The 19,226-nt window shown below is 61.5% G+C and carries 18 protein-coding genes and 2 riboswitches; of the genes, 7 read left to right on the plus strand and 11 right to left on the minus strand.

Annotated features, from left to right (window positions below; translation table 11 throughout):
• Positions 1 to 7: 7 nt before the first annotated feature.
• Entirely contained in the window at positions 8 to 790 is a 783-nt protein-coding gene (pcaD, locus tag AC1DUR_RS10295; RefSeq protein WP_477718802.1) for a 3-oxoadipate enol-lactonase, read from the plus strand.
• A 118-nt stretch (positions 791 to 908) separates the two neighbouring features.
• The gene (gene arfB, locus AC1DUR_RS10300) at positions 909 to 1,316 is read left to right on the plus strand and encodes an alternative ribosome rescue aminoacyl-tRNA hydrolase ArfB (protein WP_477718803.1); all 408 of its coding nucleotides are present in this window, start codon (positions 909 to 911) and stop codon (positions 1,314 to 1,316) included.
• Positions 1,317 to 1,364: 48 nt separating this feature from the next.
• Here the strand turns inward: arfB and AC1DUR_RS10305 are convergent, their stop codons facing one another.
• Complete coding sequence (locus tag AC1DUR_RS10305; RefSeq protein WP_477718804.1) at positions 1,365 to 2,261, minus strand: LysR family transcriptional regulator; 897 nt, start codon at positions 2,259 to 2,261, stop codon at positions 1,365 to 1,367.
• A gap of 173 nt (positions 2,262 to 2,434) precedes the next feature.
• On the opposite strand from AC1DUR_RS10305, the gene AC1DUR_RS10310 reads away from it, so the two are divergent.
• The 3 genes from AC1DUR_RS10310 to AC1DUR_RS10320 are packed head-to-tail and all read left to right on the plus strand — an operon-like array spanning position 2,435 to position 4,916.
• Positions 2,435 to 3,256 carry a DODA-type extradiol aromatic ring-opening family dioxygenase gene (locus AC1DUR_RS10310; RefSeq protein WP_477718805.1) on the plus strand — a complete coding sequence of 274 codons (822 nt, stop codon included), beginning with the start codon at positions 2,435 to 2,437 and terminating at the stop codon, positions 3,254 to 3,256.
• Between the two features lie 34 nt (positions 3,257 to 3,290).
• Positions 3,291 to 3,977 (plus strand): alpha/beta hydrolase, encoded by a 687-nt coding sequence (locus AC1DUR_RS10315; protein WP_477718806.1) that lies wholly within the window; start codon positions 3,291 to 3,293, stop codon positions 3,975 to 3,977.
• A gap of 57 nt (positions 3,978 to 4,034) precedes the next feature.
• On the plus strand, positions 4,035 to 4,916 hold the full coding sequence (locus tag AC1DUR_RS10320; protein WP_477718807.1) for an alpha/beta fold hydrolase: 882 nt from the start codon (positions 4,035 to 4,037) through the stop codon (positions 4,914 to 4,916).
• Positions 4,917 to 4,949: 33 nt separating this feature from the next.
• On the opposite strand, the gene AC1DUR_RS10325 is transcribed toward AC1DUR_RS10320, so the two are convergent.
• The 10 genes from AC1DUR_RS10325 to AC1DUR_RS10370 form a co-directional block, all read right to left on the minus strand.
• Positions 4,950 to 5,351 (minus strand): FKBP-type peptidyl-prolyl cis-trans isomerase, encoded by a 402-nt coding sequence (locus AC1DUR_RS10325; protein ID WP_477718845.1) that lies wholly within the window; start codon positions 5,349 to 5,351, stop codon positions 4,950 to 4,952.
• Between the two features lie 140 nt (positions 5,352 to 5,491).
• On the minus strand, positions 5,492 to 6,247 hold the full coding sequence (locus tag AC1DUR_RS10330; RefSeq protein ID WP_477718808.1) for a sulfite exporter TauE/SafE family protein: 756 nt from the start codon (positions 6,245 to 6,247) through the stop codon (positions 5,492 to 5,494).
• 66 nt (positions 6,248 to 6,313) lie between these two features.
• Positions 6,314 to 9,208 carry an aminomethyl-transferring glycine dehydrogenase gene (gene gcvP / locus AC1DUR_RS10335; protein ID WP_477718809.1) on the minus strand — a complete coding sequence of 965 codons (2,895 nt, stop codon included), beginning with the start codon at positions 9,206 to 9,208 and terminating at the stop codon, positions 6,314 to 6,316.
• A 32-nt stretch (positions 9,209 to 9,240) separates the two neighbouring features.
• Entirely contained in the window at positions 9,241 to 9,609 is a 369-nt protein-coding gene (gene gcvH, locus AC1DUR_RS10340; protein ID WP_477718810.1) for a glycine cleavage system protein GcvH, read from the minus strand.
• Between the two features lie 120 nt (positions 9,610 to 9,729).
• Entirely contained in the window at positions 9,730 to 10,908 is a 1,179-nt protein-coding gene (gcvT, locus tag AC1DUR_RS10345) for a glycine cleavage system aminomethyltransferase GcvT (RefSeq protein WP_477718811.1), read from the minus strand.
• Between the two features lie 45 nt (positions 10,909 to 10,953).
• A riboswitch (glycine riboswitch) is annotated at positions 10,954 to 11,055 on the minus strand.
• 21 nt (positions 11,056 to 11,076) lie between these two features.
• Positions 11,077 to 11,190, minus strand: a riboswitch (glycine riboswitch).
• A gap of 52 nt (positions 11,191 to 11,242) precedes the next feature.
• The gene (locus AC1DUR_RS10350; RefSeq protein ID WP_477718812.1) at positions 11,243 to 12,535 is read right to left on the minus strand and encodes a TRAP transporter large permease; all 1,293 of its coding nucleotides are present in this window, start codon (positions 12,533 to 12,535) and stop codon (positions 11,243 to 11,245) included.
• A gap of 163 nt (positions 12,536 to 12,698) precedes the next feature.
• Positions 12,699 to 13,211: a TRAP transporter small permease gene (locus tag AC1DUR_RS10355; protein WP_477718813.1), complete on the minus strand. Its 513-nt coding sequence runs from the start codon at positions 13,209 to 13,211 to the stop codon at positions 12,699 to 12,701.
• 117 nt (positions 13,212 to 13,328) lie between these two features.
• Positions 13,329 to 14,297, minus strand: a complete 969-nt coding sequence (locus AC1DUR_RS10360) for a TRAP transporter substrate-binding protein (RefSeq protein ID WP_477718814.1) — start codon at positions 14,295 to 14,297, stop codon at positions 13,329 to 13,331.
• A gap of 68 nt (positions 14,298 to 14,365) precedes the next feature.
• Positions 14,366 to 15,403: a D-erythronate dehydrogenase gene (gene denD, locus AC1DUR_RS10365; protein ID WP_477718815.1), complete on the minus strand. Its 1,038-nt coding sequence runs from the start codon at positions 15,401 to 15,403 to the stop codon at positions 14,366 to 14,368.
• Between the two features lie 212 nt (positions 15,404 to 15,615).
• Complete coding sequence (locus tag AC1DUR_RS10370; RefSeq protein ID WP_477718816.1) at positions 15,616 to 16,596, minus strand: acyltransferase family protein; 981 nt, start codon at positions 16,594 to 16,596, stop codon at positions 15,616 to 15,618.
• Between the two features lie 394 nt (positions 16,597 to 16,990).
• On the opposite strand from AC1DUR_RS10370, the gene epsA reads away from it, so the two are divergent.
• Positions 16,991 to 17,797, plus strand: coding sequence for an XrtB/PEP-CTERM-associated transcriptional regulator EpsA (epsA, locus tag AC1DUR_RS10375; protein ID WP_477718817.1), 807 nt, complete (start codon positions 16,991 to 16,993; stop codon positions 17,795 to 17,797).
• Positions 17,790 to 19,223, plus strand: coding sequence for an undecaprenyl-phosphate glucose phosphotransferase (locus AC1DUR_RS10380; RefSeq protein ID WP_477718818.1), 1,434 nt, complete (start codon positions 17,790 to 17,792; stop codon positions 19,221 to 19,223). Before epsA ends, AC1DUR_RS10380 begins: the two co-directional genes overlap by 8 nt.
• The last annotated feature ends 3 nt before the right edge of the window (positions 19,224 to 19,226 follow it).

Consider the following 19,226-nt stretch of genomic DNA (forward strand, 5'->3'; position numbering starts at 1 on the left):
CCAGACAATGAAAAAAACTGTTTTGCACTGGACGAAAGAGGGCCAGGGACCGGTGGTGGTGTTGAGCCATGCCCTCGGTTGCGACATCCGCATGTGGGATGGCGTGACCGCGCTGCTGAAAAACCGCTACACGGTGCTGCGCTATGACCACCGGGGGCACGGCCAGTCGCAAGCGCCTGCCGGGCCCTACAGCATGGACCTGCTGGCAGACGACGCCGCCGGCCTGATCCGCGAGCAGGCGGCAGGCCCGGTGCATTTTGTCGGCCTGAGCATGGGCGGCATGACGGCGCAGGCGCTCGCTGCCAGCCAGCCGCAGCTGCTCAAAAGCATTGTCATCGCCAACGCGGCCAGCTGGTACGACGATGCGGCCCGAGCCCTGTGGCAGGCGCGGGTCAAGACTGTGCTCGCCGAGGGCGTCGCAGCCATTGCCGACGGCGCCATGCAGCGCTGGTTCACACCCGAATTCAGGGCGGACCTTGCCGGAGGCGGCGCGCAGCGCGTGGCGGACCTGCGCCACCAACTGGAAAAGACCGACGCTGCGGCTTATGCCACCAGTTGCGAGGCGGTGGCATCCATTGACTTTCGTGCCAGCAATCGCCGCATCGAATGCCCGGCGCTGGTGATCGCGGGCACACGTGACGAGGCCACGCCAGTGGCCATGTCGCAGGCCATTGCGGACAGCATCCCCGGCGCGCAATTGCGTACGCTGGAGGCTGCCCACCTCAGCGCCGTGGAGCAACCCGAAGCGTTTGCCCGTTTGCTGGAAAGTTTTTTTGACGATGTGAAGTAGCCGTCTTTCGTGATGCCGGCGTGCTGCAAGTGTGATGCCAGCGAGGCCGGGCCGATAATCATGGGATGTGGGACCATCCAATTGCCGTTTCCAGCTTGAACCCCGCGCAGCGTTGACCATGACGACCCCGAAATTTCTGGTTGATGAGCGCGAGGTGGAATTCAGCGCGATCCGCGCCCAGGGCGCGGGCGGGCAAAACGTCAACAAGGTGTCCAGCGCCGTGCACTTGCGCTTTGACATTGCAGCGTCTTCACTCCCCGATGAGGTCAAGGGCCGCTTGCTGGCGTTGAGCGACAGCCGCATCACCCAGGAGGGCGTGTTTGTCCTGAAGGCGCAGCAGCACCGCACGCAGGAGATGAACCGGAGCGACGCCTTGATGCGCTTGCAGGAAGTGGTGGACAGCGTGTCATCGCCACCCAAACCCCGACGCGCTACCAAGCCGACCTACGGCTCGAAGCAGCGGCGTCTGGCGGGCAAAAGCCAGCGCTCGGAGATCAAGAACCTGCGTGGCAAGGTCAATGAATGATTGAGCCGGGAGCCCTGGCCGGCACCTGGCGCCGCCAGACTGCCGGGTTCATTCCCAATCAGGTTTTTTGAACGCGCCAGCCAGGTACTCGACCATGCGCCGCACCTTGACCGACAGGTGCTGGCGGCTCGGGTACACCGCATGGATGGCGAAGGTCGGCGCGCGGTAGTGCGGCAGCACTTCCACCAGCCGGCCTGCCTTGAGGTCGGGTCCGACAATGAAGGTCGGTTGCAGGATCAGGCCCTGGCCCGCCAGCGCTGCGGCCAGGCAGGTGTCGCCGGAGTTGCTGCGCAGGCGGGCCTGCGTGACCACCTCGACCGGGCCCTCCGGCCCCTCGAACGCCCAGCTGTCGCCGCCTGACCAGTAGCTGTAGGCGATGACGGGATGCGCGGCAATGTCTTCAATGGAGCGTAGCCGGGCCTGCCGTTTCAGGTAGGCGGGCGAGGCGCACAGCACCAGCCGGGTGCTGGCGAGCTGGCGCGAGATCAGACTGGAGTTGGCCAGGCGGGCGATACGGATGGCCAGATCGTAACCGTCTTCCACCAGATCGACCTGACGGTCGGAGAGCGTGACGTCCAGCGTCACATCGGGATGCCGCTGCAGAAAACCGCCCCACAGCGGCGCCAGATGCAGGTTGCCAAAACTGACTGGCACGTTGATGCGCAGCCGGCCCACCGGCAGTGCGGTACTGGCGCTGGCGGCCTGGTTGGCTTCGGCCAGGTCATCCAGGATCTTGCGGCAGCGCTCGAAATAATCGGCCCCCGATTCGGTCAGCGACTGTTTGCGGGTGGTGCGATTCAGGAGCCGTGTGTCCAGCCGGGCCTCGAGTTCCAGCACCAGGCGCGACACCGCGGCCTTGGAGTCGCCCAGCTTCTCGGCGGCTTTGACAAAGCTGCCGTTTTGCACCACGGCAACAAAGGTTTCAATCTGGCGGAGCTGGTCCATGGTGTGCGTTTTCGCCTTTTCAACGGTGAGTGAGCTGAGGGTTCGAGTAACGTGAGAGTGCCGTTTTGACCATTTATTGTCAATTATTCAGAGTCAATGAATCAATATTTACGATATTTATCTTTCATTTATGGATAACTACAGTATCAGTAATCTTTGGAAAGGATTTCGTCATGCGGGTCTCAACACTTCCAGCCTTGTTTTTATCCCACGGCGCACCGCTGTTCGCCATTGAAGCCGGCAGCACCGGCCCCGCGCTGACACGCTGGGGCGCAGCGCTGGCGCAGGCGCCCGGTGATTTGCGCGGCATCGTCATCATGTCGCCGCACTGGATGGTGCGCACCCCGGCGGTCATGGCCAACCCGGCGCCTGCCACATGGCACGACTTTGGCGGTTTTCCGCCTGCGCTGTACGAACTGCAATACCCGGCCCCGGGCAGTCCGGTACTGGCGGCCGAAGTGCGGGAACTGCTGCAGGGCGCGGGCATGGCCGCCGACAGCGATGCGGAGCGCCCGCTCGACCACGGCGCCTGGGTGCCGCTGATGCATCTCTTCCCGAAGGCGGATGTACCGGTGGTGCAGGTGGCCTTGCCGCTGGGTTACGGCCCGGCCCAGGTGCTGGCCATGGGCCGTGCGCTGCGCAGTCTCCGGGCCAAAGGTGTGCTGGTCATTGGCTCGGGCAGCATGACGCACAACCTGCGCGAGTTTTTTGGGGGTGAACGCGAGCCGTCGCCTTATGTGGTCGAGTTCAGCCGCTGGGTTGAGTCGGCCGTCGTGCGCGGCGACAAGGCCGCACTGCTCGACTACCGCCGCCAGGCGCCGCATGCGCAGCGGGCGCATCCGAGTGAAGATCATTTTTTGCCGATATTTTTTGCGCTGGGGGCCGCTGGTTGGGGTGAAGATGAAGCGGTGCAGGCCGACTACCTGAGCCGCGAGGTGATGTACGGCATCCTCGCGATGGATTCGTTTGCGCTGGCATCAGCGCAGCCTGCCTGAAAACCCGGCCATCGTCGGAAGGAAGAATTTTTATATGACTGAAAACAACGTGAAACCCCATGAATTTGGCAGTATTCCGCTGTCTTTTTTGAAGCGTGATGCGGCGCCCGGAACCGCCAGCCCGTGGCTGCTGGTGCTGCTGCACGGCGTGGGCAGCAATGAAGAAGACCTGTTCGGCCTGGCATCCCATGTCCCGGCCAACTTTCATGTGGTCAGCCTGCGCGCACCGAATGTGGTGGGGCACGGTTCGTATGCCTGGTTTCAGTTTGGTGTTTCACCGCAGGGCCAGCGTGTCATTCATCAGGCGCAGGAAGCCGCCAGCCGCCGGCTGGTGGCCGAGACCCTTGCGGGCCTGTCGAGGCAATTGGGCGTGCCGCCCGAACGCGTGATTGTGGGTGGTTTCAGCCAGGGCGGCATCATGTCGCTCTCGCTGCTGCTGACCCAGCCTCAGCTCGTGCACGGCGCCATGGTGCTGCACAGCCGCCTGCTGGATGAAGTACGGCCGTTCGTGGCACCTGAGGCGCAGCTGCAGGGCAAGCAGCTATGGGTCAGCGGTGGAACCCGGGACCAGGTGCTGCCCATCGCCCATGCCCAGGCGATTCGCCATCAGGTGCAAAAGCTGCCGCTCACGCTGCGCTATACCGAATTTCCCAACGCCCATGAGATCACGCAGGACGAATTGACGGCTGCGATGGAGTGGCTGCGGCAGCTGGCGGCGTAGCGACATAGAGGCCAGGCAGGGCGTGGCCCGTGCGGCGGGGCAAGGTATAAACACTGAATGACTCTTTCGATACAGGTTCAAGTCCAAGTTCCCTCTGAAGCACAAGCGCTTTTAAAAACAGCGGTCCGCAGGGAAACCCCCTGCGGGGCGGGCACCATGGTCTGGCATGTCTGGGGCGAGGCGGGTGGCAACCGGGCCCTGGCGCCCGTGGTGCTTCTTCATGGCGGCAGCGGCAGCTGGACGCACTGGCTGCGCAATATCCTTCCGCTCGTCGAGTCGGGGCGCCGGGTCTATGTGCCGGACCTGCCCGGTTTTGGCGATTCAGCCGCACCGCCACAGGGGACGGACGCCGATGCCGTGCCCGGGCCGGTTGAGCAGGGGCTGAAGCTGCTGCTGGGTGATGAGGCCTGTGATCTGGTGGGTTTTTCTTTTGGCGGCATGGTGGCCGGATTTCTGGCGGCGCAGTTTCCGGCGCGGGCTGCCCGTGTGGTGCTGGTGGGTGCACCCGGTTTGGGCATCGCACCCGTGAAGCCGATCCAGCTCACTTCTTGGCGGCACCTGACCGACCCGGCCCAGCGCGATGCCATTCACCGCGGCAATCTGGCGGCGCTGATGCTGTACCACCCGGAGGCGATCACCGAACTGGCGCTTCGCCTGCATGTGGCCAATGTGCTGCGCGACCGGATGAAAGGGCGCAGCCTGTCGCGTACCGGCGTGCTGGCGCGTTCACTCGAGCAGGTGCGCTGCCCGGTGCATGCCATTTACGGCAGTGAAGATGCCCTGTACCGGGGCAAGCTGGATGCACTGGCGGCGGCCGTGCGGCAAGCCCGAAATTTCCGGACCCTGACGCTCATTGATGCCGCCGGCCACTGGGTTCAGTTTGAACGGGCAGATGCCTTTAACCAGGCATTGCTGGCGGCACTCAGCGAGGCACCGTAAGCGGTGGCGTGAGGCCGTGTCCGTGCGGGCTGCTTATTTCTCGATGGCCAGCAACTCAACTTCAAACGTCAGCGTGGCATTGGGCGGCACCACACCGCCGGCGCCGAGCTTGCCATACGCCGTGTCGGGCGGGCAGGTCAGCGTGGCCTTGCCGCCGACCTTGATTTTCTGCATGCCTTCCGTCCAGCACGGCACGACGCGGCTGAGGGGAAAGGTTGCGGGTTTTCCTCGTTTGTAGGAGCTGTCGAATTCCTTGCCGTCGGCGAGCGTTCCGCGGTAGTGCACCTGGACCGTGTCCGAGGCCTTGGGCTGCGCCCCGGTGCCGTCCACGCTGTGCACAACTTTCACGCCCGTGGGCAGCGTTTCGGCGGGTGCTGCGGCCAGCACGCTGGTGGCCAGAGCGCAGGAGGCCAGCAGGGCTGGAACGGCTTTCATGATGTTCATGGGGTTGCTCATTGAATAGTGGCGGGGGTAAGGTTGAAGCAGGCAAAACGGAGAACGCTTGCGGAAGCAGTCGGCCGCATTATCTCCGGGCCGGCGCAATACCCTGTAACGGCGAAGTTACAGGCGCCGCGTCAGCTGGCACGGCCGAGCAGCTGTGGCAGCGAGGAGCCCAGCAGGGCTGCCCCCGAGGCGGTCAGCAGGCTCAAGATGATCTTGCGGAATGTTACTTCGCTGATGCCAATGTAGACCCGGGCGCCGATGAGTGAAGGCAGCAGCATCGCGGGCGCCACGATGGCCAGCATGGGGATGGTTTCGCGGGTCACGATGCCGGTGGCGATGTAGGTGGCCATGGTGACCATCAGCACGGCCAGATTGAAGTTTTGAATGATGGCGCGCTGGGCGTGCTTGTCATAGCCGCGCAGCGTGCACCAGAGCGTGGGAATGACCCCCGAAAAACCACCCATCGCGCTCATCATGCCGCCTACGCCGCCCGCCAGCCCGTCGCCGAGACGCCCGCCCGCGGTAATGCGGGGTAGTTGCCCTGCCATCAGCATGGCAGGGCACCAGAGCATGAGCAGCATGCCCAGAAAGGCCTTGAACATGTGCACGTCCATCAAGGGCAGCACCAGCAGTCCGGCGGGAATGCCAATCAACCCGCCGGCCACAAAAGGGGCGAGCCGCCGCAGGTCAAAACCGCGGCGCACTGTGGCGGCGGCCACCAGCTGCCCGGTCAGGGCGCCAAAGACCGCCATGGCGGCGGCAAGCCGCGGATCAATCGTCCAGGCCCAGACAGACATGGCGACCAAGCCAAAGCCGAAGCCTGAAAGGCCCTGCACAAAGCCGGCCAGTGCGGCACCCATCACGACCAGGAGTGTCTGCGAATCCATGCAGGGCGAAGCGGCAGAAAACGGCAGTAAGCGGCAGTAAACCTTGAAAAAACCCCCTGGTTTGTTTCAGGCGTAGTCGCTCAGGGGCACGCAACTGCAAAACAGGTTGCGGTCACCGTAGACGTTGTCGACGCGACCCACCGGCGGCCAGTATTTGGCGTGCTGGGTCTTGCTGAGTATGGCGGCCCCCACATCGCGTGTGTAGGCATGATTCCATTCGCCCTTGAGCAGGCTTACCGCTGTATGCGGCGCGGCCTTCAGCGGGTTGTCGTCCTGCGGCCACTCGCCTTTTTCGATGCGGCGGATTTCCTGCCGAATGGCGATCATCGCGTCGATGAAGCGGTCCAGTTCGTCCAGCGTTTCGCTCTCGGTGGGTTCCACCATCAGCGTGCCGGCAACCGGAAAGCTGAGCGTCGGCGCGTGAAAACCGTAGTCGATCAGCCGCTTGGCCACGTCTTCGGCGGTGACGCCGCTGCTGTCCTTGAGCGGGCGCAGGTCCAGGATGCACTCGTGCGCGACGTGGCCATTCTCGCTGGCGTACAGCGTCGGGTAGTGGTCTTTCAGGCGCGAACTGATGTAGTTGGCGCTCAGGATGGCGATTTCGGTGGCGCGCGTCAGCCCCTCGGGGCCCATCATGCGGCAGTACATCCAGCTGATGGGCAGCACGGCCGCATTGCCCAGGGGGGCCGCCGACACGGCGCCGACACCGTTGACCGGAATGCCGGCTGTGGCATGGCCGGGCAGGTAAGGCACCAGGTCGGCCACCACGCACACCGGGCCCACGCCCGGCCCGCCGCCGCCGTGCGGAATGCAGAAGGTCTTGTGCAGATTCAGATGGCTCACGTCGCCGCCAAACTCGCCCGGGGCGGCCACGCCGACCAGCGCATTCATGTTGGCGCCGTCGACGTACACGCGCCCGCCGTGTGCATGCACCAGCTGGCAAAGTTCCTTGACATGGGTTTCAAACACACCATGTGTGCTGGGGTAGGTGATCATCACGCAGGCCAGGTTGGCGCTGTGCTGTTCGCACTTGGCCTGGAGGTCGGCCATGTCCACATTGCCCTGCGCGTCACAGGCGGTGACGACGACGGTCATGCCCACCATCTGCGCGCTGGCCGGGTTGGTGCCATGGGCTGACGAGGGAATCAGGCAGATGTTGCGGTGGCCCTGTCCCTGTGCTTCATGGTAGGCCTTGATCACTAGCAGGCCGGCGTATTCGCCCTGTGAACCCGCATTGGGCTGCAGGCTGATGCCCGCATAACCGGTGGCCTGGCAGAGCCAGTCGCGCAACTCCTGGTCGAGTTCGGCATAGCCCTGCAGTTGCTCCTGGGGGGCAAAAGGGTGGATGTTGGCAAACTCGGGCCAGGTGATGGGAATCATCTCGCTGGTGGCGTTGAGCTTCATGGTGCAGCTGCCCAGCGGGATCATGCTGCGGTCCAGCGCCAGGTCCTTGTCGCTGAGCATGCGGATGTAGCGCAGCATGCCGGTTTCGGAATGGTGGGTGTTGAACACCGGGTGCGTCAGGAAGGCGCTGGTGCGGCGCAGGTCGGCCGGGATCAGGGACTCGATGCCTTTTTCAAAGGCGCTGACCACGGGCACCGTCTGCCCGGGCTGGGCAAAGAAGGACCAGAGCAGTTCGATGTCCTTGCGGCTGGTGGTTTCGTCCAGCGACACGCCCAGGTGATTGTTCAGTCGAAACCGCAGGTTGGCCCCTGATTGACGGGCGCGCTCAGCGATTAAATTGGTCGCGTCGCCGGTCTTGACGGTGACGGAGTCAAAGGCGCCGCCGTTGGTGATTTCATAACCGAGCTCCTGCAGGCCGCGCACAAAGATGGCGGTGTAGGCGGCCACGCGCTCCGCGATGCGCTTGAGGCCCTGGGGGCCGTGGTAGACCGCATACATGCTGGCTACCACCGCAGGCAGCACCTGGGCGGTGCAGATGTTGGAGGTGGCCTTTTCGCGGCGGATGTGCTGCTCGCGCGTCTGCAGCGCCAGGCGGTAGGTGGGGTTGCCGTGGACGTCGACACTCACGCCCACCAGGCGGCCGGGCAGCGAACGCTTGAACTCTTCGCGACAGGCGAGGTAGGCGGCGTGCGGCCCGCCATTGCCCATGGGCATACCGAAGCGCTGGGTGTTGCCGAGCACAATGTCGGCGTCCCATTCGCCGGGCGGCGCGAGCAGGGTCAGTGCGAGCAGGTCGGCGGCCACGCACAGTGCGGCGCCATCCACATGTGCCTGGCCGGCCAGCGGGCGCAGGTCGTGGATGCTGCCGGTGGTGGCCGGGTACTGGACCAGCACGCCGAAGTAATTGCCTTCGGCCATGAGTTGCGGCACGGTAGCCACTGCGGTGCTGACCTTGATTTCAATGCCCAGCGGTTTCGCGCGGGTCTGGATGACTTCAATCGTTTGTGGATGGCAGTCGCCTGCGACGATGAAGACATTGCTCTTGCTTTTTACGCTGCGCCTGGCCAGCGTCATGGCCTCGGCGGCAGCTGTCGCTTCGTCAAGCATGGAGGCATTGGCAATGGGCATGCCCGTCAGGTCGCACACCATGGTCTGGAAGTTGATCAGCGCCTCCATGCGGCCTTGCGAAATCTCGGCCTGGTAGGGCGTGTAGGCCGTGTACCAGGCGGGGTTCTCCAGGATGTTGCGCAGGATCACGCCCGGCGTGTACGTGCCGTAGTAGCCCTGGCCGATGAAGTTTTTGAACACCTGGTTTTTCGCGGCAATCGCCTTGAGCTGCTTGAGGGCTGCCGCCTCACTCACCGGCGGTGGAATGGCCATTGCGCTGCGGCGTGCGATCGAGCGCGGAACAATCCCGTCTATCAGGTCGCGGCGTGAAGCTGAGCCCACCACACTGAGCATGTGCACTTCGTCGGCCTCATCAATGCCGATGTGGCGTGCGATGAATTCAGAGGGGTTTTCAAGCTCGCCCAGCGGCTTGGCGGATTGCATCAACATGTCGGGAGTTCCGTATCAGGCGGTTTCAAAAATCAGGCGGCGGAAAACTGGGTGTAGCTGGTTTCATCCATCAGGGCGTCCAGCTGCGAGGCGTCGGACAGTTTGATTTTGAAGAACCAGCCGGCGCCCAGCGGGTCGCTGTTGGCCAGCGACGGATCGTTGCGCAGGGCTTCATTGACTTCAACGACCTCGCCGCTCACGGGCATGTAGACGTCCGCGGCGGCCTTGACCGATTCGACCACGCCGGCAGTTTCCTTCTGCGCCAGGGTGGCGCCGACGGCAGGCAGGTCGACAAACACCACATCGCCCAGCGCGTCCTGCGCATGGACCGTGATGCCCACGGTGGCGGTGTCGCCGTCAATCTTGAGCCATTCGTGGTCTTCGGTGTATTTGACAGTCATGAGGTTCTCCAGAAGTTCAAAAGTTCAGTGAAAAGGATTCAGCAAAAAGGATTCAACAAAAAGATTTAGCAAAAAAGATTCAGCAAGTTAACGTGAAAGTAGTAAGAGGCAGCCAAACACTCAGCCGCGGTAGTAGTGGTTGGGCACAAACGGCATGGCCGACACTTCCATCGGAACGGCCTTGCCGCGCACCAGGGCATTCACCCGCGTGCCGATGGCGGAAAACTCGGGGCTCACGTAGCCCATGGCCACCGGCTGGTTGATGGTGGGGCCGAGCAGGCCGCTGGTCACGGTGCCAATGGGCGCGCCCGCGGTGCTTTGCAGTTCGGTGTGGTCGCGCACAGGCACGCGCTCCAGCGCCACCAGGCCCACGCGCATTCGGGTAAGCGTTACCGGGTCGGCCAGCTGCGCCAGAATTTTTTCCGCACCGGGAAACCCTCCGGCGCGCGCGCCGCCGGTGCGCCGGACCTTCTGAATGGCCCAGTTGAGCGCCGCTTCCACCGGCGTGGTGCTGGTGTCAATGTCATTGCCGTAAAGGCACAGCCCCGCTTCAAGCCGCAGCGAGTTCCGTGCGCCCAAGCCAACAGGTTTGACTTCGGGCTGGGCCAGCAGGGCTCTGGCCAGCGTGTCGGCCTGCGATTCGTGCACCGAGATTTCGAAACCGTCTTCGCCGGTGTAGCCGCTGCGCGTGAGGAAGCAGTCGCAGCCCGCCACCGTGAAGCGGCCGCCGGTCATGAACACCAGTTTTTCAACGCCCGGCGCCAGGCGCTGCAAGGCGGTTACCGCCTGCGGCCCCTGCAGAGCCATCAGCGCCATCTCCGGCATGGGGATGACTTCGCACCGGCTGCCGATCTTTTGCTGGATGTGCGCGATATCACCGACCTTGCAGGCCCCGTTCACAATGAGGAACAGGTCGCCGCCCCCGGCGCTGTCGTGCATGTTGCGGTTGAAAAACATCAGGTCATCGATGATGCCGCCGTCGTCATTGAGCAGCAGGCCGTAGCGCTGCTTGCCGGCGGGCAGGTCGACCACATCGACGGGCAACAGGGTTTCCAGCGCAGCCGCCGAATCGGGGCCCACCAGGCGCAACTGGCCCATGTGGGACACGTCAAAAAGTCCCGCCGCCTGGCGTGTGTGGTGGTGCTCGGCCATCAGGCCCGCAGGGTACTGCACCGGCATGGAATAGCCCGCGAATGGCACCATGCGCGCGCTCAACTCTGCGTGCAAGGCATGCAGCGGTGTTTTGAGAAGATCTTCAGGGGTGACAGAAGAAGAGGAGGCAGAAGAGGCGTTAGACAAGGCATTCTCCGGGGGCAAACATGAATCCATGACCCATGGTCATGCGCTGCCCCTGCTGTCCACTTTACCTGAGAGATTCACCTGGCGATGCAGGCTTGCTCCTTCGGTGGGCCGCCTCAAAAGCGGCCTCTCTCCAGTAGGGAACGTTTTCCGGCGCCAGACGCCGGAAAACGGTTGCCAGTCCTTTTGCCTGAGCGTTCAGTGCACCATGGGAGTTAACTTCATGGTGTTCGTGCGCCTTCGGCGGTTTTCGCGGTGAAAACTCTCTCCTGACCTCTCAAGTGTAACGGATGCCGGATTCGGCGATTTGCACCCGACGGGGTGTTATCAGGTGCTATTTGAAGCCCAGCACATGGGGCAGCCAGGTGCTGAGCGCAGGCAGGAAAGTCAGCAGCACCAGCACCGCACCGTGCGCCCAAAGAAAGGGCATCAATTCCCGCACCAGCGGGCCCATGGGTACACGCGATACGTTTGATGTGACAAATAACAGGCCTCCCACCGGCGGCGTAATCATGCCCAGCGTGAGGTTGTAGATGACGATCATCGCAAAATGGATGGGATCTATGCCCAGCTTGACTGCAACGGGCGCAAGAATCGGCGCCAACACCATCACACCGGGCAGCGGCTCAATAAAAATGCCAAACAGCAGCAAAAAGATGTTCACGATGATCAGGAACATCCAGGGAGACAGATTCATCCCGATGATCCAGTCCGCCATCAGCTGCGGCAGGCCCTCGATGGTGAGAATCCATGCGAAAGAGGCGGACAGGCCAATGATGATCAGCACCGAAGCCGTGAGCAGGGCAGAGCGCGCCAGGATGTCGGGCAGGGCTTTCCATTCGAGTGTCCGGTAAACGAATTTGCCGCAGACCAGCGCGTAAAAAACAGCCACCACGGAGGCTTCGGTGGGCGTGAACCAGCCGGCCCGCATCCCGCCCAGAATCAGCACTGGCAGCAGCAGCGCAGGAATTGCCTTCCAGGTGGTGCGCCAGACCTCCGGCCACGGCGGCATGCCGCCGTCGCCTTTGTAATTGCGTTTTTTGGAAACTTGGAAATTGACAACGCACATCGCCACCGCAATCAGGATGCCGGGTAACAGACCCGCGACGAACAGTGCGCCGACAGAAACGTTATCGTCCTGCAGGGCATAGATGATCATGATGATCGACGGTGGAATGATGGGCCCGACAATGGCTGTCGCTGCTGTCAGGGCGGCAGCATAGGAGCGGTCGTAGCCAGCCTTGTCCATCATGCGGATCAGCATGGAGCCCGGTCCTGCGGCATCCGCCAGTGCGGAGCCGGAAATGCCGGAGAAAAAGGTCAGCGACACCACGTTGGTGTAACCCAGGCCGCCCCGCTTGTGGCCGACAAATTGCCCGGCAAAGCGCAGCAGTACCTCTGTGAGCGAACCACCGCTCATCAACTCGGCCGCCAGAATGAAAAACGGCACTGCCATCAGCGGGAAGCTGTCCACGCCGGTAAAGGTTTCCTTTAGCAGTACAAACAGCGGGTAGTTCTCCGCGAGAATCAGCGTGGCGGCGGTGGCAAGGCCCAGCGCAAAGGCAACCGGTACGCCAATGGCGAGAAAAAAGCAGGCTGAAATTATCAGCAGCAGGCTGGCGTTCATAGTGCCCCCACGCTTGCGGCATGGGCCGCCGCGCGAGGCCTTGCAGGCCGCGGCTCGCGAGACGCTTCGCCTCTATCGCCTGTCCAAGCCTGCTCAAGCAGGCTTGGAGCCGCAGGCTCCAGCCCCAAGGGGGCCTTCGGGTCTTGGAGCGGTCCGGCGGCCCTCATAGGGATGCACTCGCAGTCGCATCAAAATGCGCGTCTACGGCAAACAGCCGGTCGCGCACATAAACCCGCACGATCAGCAGCCAGTGCACGACCAGCAGCACGCCGCCAACCGGCATGGCCGCGTAAATATAGGCAAACGGAATCTGCGTGGCCGCCGTCAGCTGAAACATGGTGCGGCCCATGTACAGCCAGCCATACCAGATCATGAAACCGAAGAAGGCGAACAGCAGCGCAGCCACGACAGCCCGCGTGATGATGGCCAATGGCCGGGGCAGCGCATCCTGGAGATTTTCTACAGCGATGTGGCCGCCGTACCGAAGTACCGGTCCGGCACCGAGAAACGTCAGCCAGATCATCATGTGCCGGGAGACTTCTTCGGCCCATTCAATCGACTGGTTGGTCAGGTAGCGCAATGCCACGTTGACAAAAATGATGACGGCCATGGCCGCCAGCAGCAAAATCAGCGCCCAGCGGTTGGCGCTGAGGAAATAGCGTTCGAAGGTCTTCACTGTTGTTCTCGATTGTTCAGCCTGATTCTGCTGGCGGTGATCGCCAGGTGCGACGGGCTGGAGCCTTCCAAAAAAATGCCGCCCGGATAAAGCCGGGCGGCGCCAGGGTTTCGACGCTTAGCGTACGTCCTGGATCTTTTTGATATTGTCGGCGCCAAACTCCTTGGCATAGCTGGCGTAGGCCGGCTTCAGTGCTTCCCGGAAGGCGTTGCCGTCGACTACTTTGGTGACTTTCATGCCTTCTTTTTCCAGCTGGGCAATACCGTTGTTCTCGTCGTCATTGACCTTTTTGCGCTGGGCGGCACCCGCCTTTTTAGCTGCTTCGACAAATACCTTCTTGTCGGCGTCGGACAGCTTGTTCCAGGTTTTTGGGGACAGCAACAGCAAGGCCGGGGAATACACATGACCGGTCAGCGACAGGTGTTTTTGGACCTGCGAAAACTTGGAAGACAGGATCACGGGGATGGGATTCTCCTGGCCGTCCACGGTACCTTGCTGTAGCGCGCCGAACAGCTCAGGGAAGGCCATGGGCGTGGGCAGAATGCCGAAAGTCCGGTAGCCATCCATATGCACCTTGTTCTCCATGGTGCGCATTTTCAGGCCGGCGGCATCGGCGGGTTTGACAATGTCGCGTTTGCTGTTGGTCATGTGGCGAAAACCGTTTTCCGTCCAGCCCAGCGCAATGATGCCCTTGCTCGGGAACTTGCTCAGGATGTCCTGGCCGATGGGGCCATCCATCACCTTGCGTGCATGGTCGTAATCGCGAAACAGGAAGGGAATGTCAACAATCTTGACTTCGGGCACAAAGTTGCCCACAGGGCCGGTAGAGGTGTTCACAAGATCCTGCGTGCCAAGTTGCACCGCTTCGATTTGCTCGCGCTCTCCGCCCAGTGCAGAACTGGGGAACTGCTGGCATTTGTAGCGACCCTGTGTGTTCTTTTCGACTTCATCGCAGAACGTGGTGGAACCCACTCCGTAATGGGATTCCTTGGTGGTTGCGTAGCCGATTTTCAGGATGGTCTGTGCCTGCGCGGCAATACACCCCGTGGCCAGGGTGATACCGATAAGCAGTTTTGAAAGTTTCATGTCGTCTCCGGGGGGGGTGTCGTTCTGACGGGCCTCCGGCCAGTCAAAAGTTATCATACAACTCTGAATTATGTCCGCTCAGCCAGAGCCGCCACATTGGGGTTTTCGAGCACATAGCCACGAATGATGGTTTCAAAGTCGGGGTCGGGCTGCAAGCCGAGTCCGCGGGCGCGGACGGCATCGATGTGGGCGGGCCAGCTGGTGACGATTTTTGCAACCGCAGGGTCCGGCGTCCAGTCGATCAGTGCCGCAACCTGCTTGCCTGCCACGCGTTCCAGCGCCGCGGCCATATCGCCGGCCGTTGTCTTGAGCGCCGGCAGGTTGATGGCGGTGCGGGCGCCCCATTCGGCATCGCTGGCTTGCACGGCCCGTATCAGCCCGTCAATCGTGCGGCCTGGCGAAGACAGGGCCACGGCTGTTTCCGGCGGCACCGGGCAGGCTGCCCGTACGCCTGCCAGCGGCTCGCGGATCATGCCGCTCAGAAAGCTGGATGCTGCGCCATTGGGCCGGCCAGGCCGTACGCTGACGGTCATCAGGCGCACATTGCGGCCCCGGATGAAGCCTTTGCGGGCGTAGTCGGCCACCAGCTGCTCTCCGATGAATTTCTGGATGCCATAGCTGTTTTGCGGCGTGGGCAGCGTCCTGTCGTCAATCACCGCAGGCAAGGGTTGTTCCGGTGAATTGCCAAAGACGGCGAGTGAGCTGGCAAATACAAAGGTGGGGGAGGTCTTCAGCGCGCGGCAGGTTTGGAGCAACGCCCGTGTAGCGTCCAGGTTGCTGCGCATGCCGAGGTCAAAGTCAGCCTCGCACTCGCCACTGACGGCTGCGGCGAGATGAAAAATGATGACGTCTTCCGGCCGTACTACGGAGGCTGTGGCCGGGGTTGCGGCCGGATTTGCTTCCAGGAGCTGGTTCAGGTCGCCCACCATTGAACGAATTCGCCGGTCTGCCGCCAAATCAGCGGGCGGTGCCGCGCGGTCCACCAGTGTGATGGTTTGAATGGTTTGCGGTGCGGCGCCGGCCAGTGCAAGCTGGCCACGCTTGAGAAGCTCGCGGGCGAGCCGGGCGCCCAGAAATCCGGCGCCGCCTGTGATGACGATGTTCATGGAGGTTGTCTCTGTTGATGTCTCTGCTGATGTCTGCGATGTGTCTGTGGTGTGCCAGTGCCCGCCAACTGGATGCATGAGGCCTGCCCTGCGAAGCACCACATGGTGTATTGCAGTTTAGCGTGCGGGGGTGTGCAACAACCGGCTGGTGCGTGGCGGGCGGCGCGGCGGCAGTTCAGTGCGCCGCGGCGGCAGGTGTCAGGTGTCAGGTGTCAGGTGGCTGTCGCTTTTATTTTTGCATTGCTTCCCAGCAACCACAGGTTGAGGCCTTGGTACCGGCCGATGACCAGCGCGGAAACGATGGGGCCGCCGACACCGAAGGCAAGGCCGAGCACCATGAGCACGTAGGTGTCCGTGATCCCGAGCTTCTGAAAGAAGATACGGCTTGCGGCGGTAAAAAAAACATGCAGAAGATAAATGGCAAATGAGAAGGAGCCGATATAGGCAAGATTCTCCGAACGCCAGCCACTCCTCAGCAGCAGGAAGACGCCGGAAATGCCGAGCGCGAGGGCGGGCAGGGAGCCTCCCTGTTCAGAAACCTGGGGAAATGACATGGCAACCACTGCGGCGCCGATGAAGACCACGGCTGCCAGAAGGCGTGCGGTGGAGGTCCCGATCTCAAATCTTTTGCAGGCCAGCCCACCCAGAAAAAATGGCAGCAGGTAGACCGCACCGCGAGCCGCAAAGTAGTTGGGCGGATGAAAGTAGATAAACATCATCGCGCTAACGATCCAGACTGCTGCGAAACCGGCCCCGGTAGCAAGGGCGCCCAGGTGTTCCAGCAAAAGAACAATCAAAAAGACAATGAAAAGCGCTTCCAGGAACCAGAAATGCCCAACGGGTTCGATATGCAGCAGCCACCAGTGGTCAACAGTCGCATTGGCACCTGGCGTGACGGCCTGGACAACCGCAAAAAGGGTTCCCACGGTGACCAGGGGCAGCACAAGCCGCCGCACTTTTCCTTTGATAAAACCCAGCGGATGGCCTTGATAGGGACGAAAGCCGTAGACGTAGCCCGAGATAAAGGAAAAGAGCGGCATCCGGACATAGGCCAGCGCTTCATTGACCACCTGCAGCCAATGTCCCTCCGGAATTCTCAACCCCACGGCAGGTGTATCACCCACGACATGAAAAAGCACGAGCAGCACGCACGCGATGCCCCGCAAGGTATCCACCTCAATGCTGCGTTTCATTTTTGTGCTGCTGTTGCTCATTGGCCCTTGCACCCCGCTGAAAAATCAAAGGACCTAGCGTAATCTGAAGAGGCATCGATAAGGCCTGATGGTTGCAAAATGCTACAGGCAAACTGTTGCAAGTCGTAGGAAGACCACCCTTGCCGGCAGGTGAGTCGGTGAGGTCAAGCGCATGGCCGGCCGCGTTCGGGGAAACAGTGAAGACGCAGCAGGGCGTTATCCGACGTGGCCCGCGGTAATGGCCTACAGGCCACCGTTTTTCTCTCCTACATGGATTGTCAGCCATCCTTCTATTGTCCTGGCAGGAGCATCCCCCATCATGAGTCCAGTTGTTATTGCGGCCACTTCAATGTTGGTCAACGAATGAAAAAAATGAACCGGGAAGTGGTGAAAAATGAAGTCTCCTATATCGCCCACAGGCGAAAATTCTGCGGCCGAGGGTTATTTGAAGTTGATCAGTCAGGCCGTAGCGACCGGATGGCGGCATATTGACTTGTTGAACTGGTTGCAGGGCGACGTCCAGCATTACCTGCCTCATGACATCCTGCTCGCCGGATGGGGGGATTTTCGGGAGGGTTCGATACACCACGATGTCCTGTCCAGTCGGCCTGGCGTGCGCTCTTATGCGGCGGGCACGGAGGTGCTTCCGTTCCTGTTGGGAAAGTTTCACGACAGTTGGGTCGCGGCGCAGAGAAAACCCTGTCGTCTGGATTTCGGTGAATTTGCGTACCTGCTGGGCAATGCCAGCCTGGCTGGTTCCTTTTCCAGCGTGTTGCGCACGATGCGCTCTGTATTGATACATGGGATCTGCGATGAAAGAGGCCGCCATGAGTGCCTCTATGTGCTGTTAAGGGCAGGCGAAATTCCCGCCGAGCCCGCCACGACGGCCATGGGCGTGCTGATGCCCCATATCGACACCGCATTGCGGCAGGTCACGCACTTGCCGCAACAGCACCAACAGCTTCGTCAGTCATCGCCGCCTGCGCGGAGTGCCCCGGAGGACTCCTGTGGCTTGAGTGAACGTGAAACCCAGATCATGGCGTGGGTGGCCATGGGCAAGACCAATTCGGAGATCGGAACCATTCTGAATATCAGTGGATTCACAGTCAAAAACCACATGCAGCGCATTTTTCAAAAACTGAATGTATTCAATCGCACACAGGCAGTTTCCAAGGTAACGAGGGTGGCACTCGATGCCTGAATTCAACCCGGTCAATTCGGCATCGACTTCAGCCTGGCTGGGCCGTCGTGAGCCCCGATCCATGGGGTTGGGCAGAAGCTATATTTTCATCGCCATCGAAGCCGCGCTGGAGCCTCTGGTCCTGGTATTTTCGCTGTGGGCGTTGGCGTTTTACCTTGAAGACCAGGTAAGCCCGGCCTACCTGATCCTGTCGGTCATCGTGTTCTCTCTGTCTTTTCCGGGCACTTCCCAGCTTCGCCTGCCGGCGGGCAAAGCCGTGCTCAATATCGCCACTCACTGGCTCTGGATCGCCGGGTTGTTGTTGCTGGCAGGTGTTGCCACGGAATACCTTTACAGCTTGTCCCTGCCCGTGGTGGGCAACTGGTTATGGATTGCGCCGGTGGCCCAGATCGCTGCACACCTCGGGCTTAGAGCTGTCGCTCCCCAACTGCTGAAGTTGCAGGGCCCGCCCCGAAGCGCGGTCATTGTGGGTATGAACGAGCAGGGCGTGTCCCTTGCCCGGCATATCGCCGGGTCGGCCTACTCGGGTATCGAGCTGCTGGGGTTTTTTGATGACCGCAGCGAAGAGCGCAGGGTCGCACAGGACGAGCAGGGGCTGATCGGCAAAATCGATGACCTGCCGGCCTACGTCAAACAGCACCGGGTCCAGTTTATTTACCTGTCATTGCCGATGGCTTCGCGGCCACGCATTTTGCATGTCCTTGACGGCTTGAAGGACACCACCGCCTCCATCTATTTTGTGCCCGACATGTTTGTGACGGACCTGATTCAGGGCCGAAGCGATTCGGTATGCGGTGTCACGGTGATATCCGTTTGCGATACGCCGTTTCGTGGTGTCAATGGCGCATTGAAGCGAGCCAGCGACATTGTGTTGTCATTGCTCATACTGCTCTTGGTGTCTCCCCTCATGCTGGTGATTGCGCTGGCGGTGAAACTGGACTCACCGGGGCCGGTGATCTTCAAGCAACGGCGCTACGGACTGGATGGCGAGCAGATCCTGGTCTATAAATTCCGATCCATGGCCGTGACCGAAGACGGCAACACGATTCAGCAAGCGCAGAAAAATGACCTGCGGGTCACCCGGCTGGGCGCCTTCCTGCGCAGAACCTCGCTCGATGAGCTGCCGCAATTCATCAACGTCCTGCAGGGGCGCATGAGTATTGTCGGGCCCCGTCCCCATGCGGTTGCGCACAACGAAATGTACCGGACCCAGATCAAGGGCTACATGGTTCGCCACAAGGTCCGGCCCGGAATTACCGGTTGGGCCCAGGTCAATGGGCAGCGCGGCGAAACGGACACCCTGGACAAGATGGAGGCCCGCATTGACTGCGATCTTGATTATTTGAGAAATTGGTCGTTGCAGCTCGACCTGTTCATTATCTTGAAGACCGTGCGGCTTGTTTTCAAAGACAGTTCCGCATACTGAAAC

The organism is Polaromonas sp. P4_F4 (assembly GCF_056401355.1).

Bases quoted from the DNA above. Each gene is read 5' to 3' on its own strand.
- gcvP (WP_477718809.1), bottom strand. From the start codon at position 9,208: ATGTTGATGCAATCCGCCAAGCCGCTGGGCGAGCTTGAAAACCCCTCT.
- AC1DUR_RS10305 (WP_477718804.1), bottom strand. From the start codon at position 2,261: ATGGACCAGCTCCGCCAGATTGAAACCTTTGTTGCCGTGGTGCAAAAC.
- denD (WP_477718815.1), bottom strand. From the start codon at position 15,403: ATGAACATCGTCATCACAGGCGGCGCCGGATTTCTGGGCGCCCGGCTC.
- AC1DUR_RS10330 (WP_477718808.1), bottom strand. From the start codon at position 6,247: ATGGATTCGCAGACACTCCTGGTCGTGATGGGTGCCGCACTGGCCGGC.
- AC1DUR_RS10310 (WP_477718805.1), top strand. From the start codon at position 2,435: ATGCGGGTCTCAACACTTCCAGCCTTGTTTTTATCCCACGGCGCACCG.
- epsA (WP_477718817.1), top strand. From the start codon at position 16,991: ATGAAGTCTCCTATATCGCCCACAGGCGAAAATTCTGCGGCCGAGGGT.
- AC1DUR_RS10380 (WP_477718818.1), top strand. From the start codon at position 17,790: ATGCCTGAATTCAACCCGGTCAATTCGGCATCGACTTCAGCCTGGCTG.
- AC1DUR_RS10370 (WP_477718816.1), bottom strand. From the start codon at position 16,596: ATGAAACGCAGCATTGAGGTGGATACCTTGCGGGGCATCGCGTGCGTG.
- pcaD (WP_477718802.1), top strand. From the start codon at position 8: ATGAAAAAAACTGTTTTGCACTGGACGAAAGAGGGCCAGGGACCGGTG.
- AC1DUR_RS10320 (WP_477718807.1), top strand. From the start codon at position 4,035: ATGACTCTTTCGATACAGGTTCAAGTCCAAGTTCCCTCTGAAGCACAA.
- AC1DUR_RS10325 (WP_477718845.1), bottom strand. From the start codon at position 5,351: ATGAAAGCCGTTCCAGCCCTGCTGGCCTCCTGCGCTCTGGCCACCAGC.
- AC1DUR_RS10350 (WP_477718812.1), bottom strand. From the start codon at position 12,535: ATGAACGCCAGCCTGCTGCTGATAATTTCAGCCTGCTTTTTTCTCGCC.
- arfB (WP_477718803.1), top strand. From the start codon at position 909: ATGACGACCCCGAAATTTCTGGTTGATGAGCGCGAGGTGGAATTCAGC.
- AC1DUR_RS10360 (WP_477718814.1), bottom strand. From the start codon at position 14,297: ATGAAACTTTCAAAACTGCTTATCGGTATCACCCTGGCCACGGGGTGT.
- gcvH (WP_477718810.1), bottom strand. From the start codon at position 9,609: ATGACTGTCAAATACACCGAAGACCACGAATGGCTCAAGATTGACGGC.
- AC1DUR_RS10315 (WP_477718806.1), top strand. From the start codon at position 3,291: ATGACTGAAAACAACGTGAAACCCCATGAATTTGGCAGTATTCCGCTG.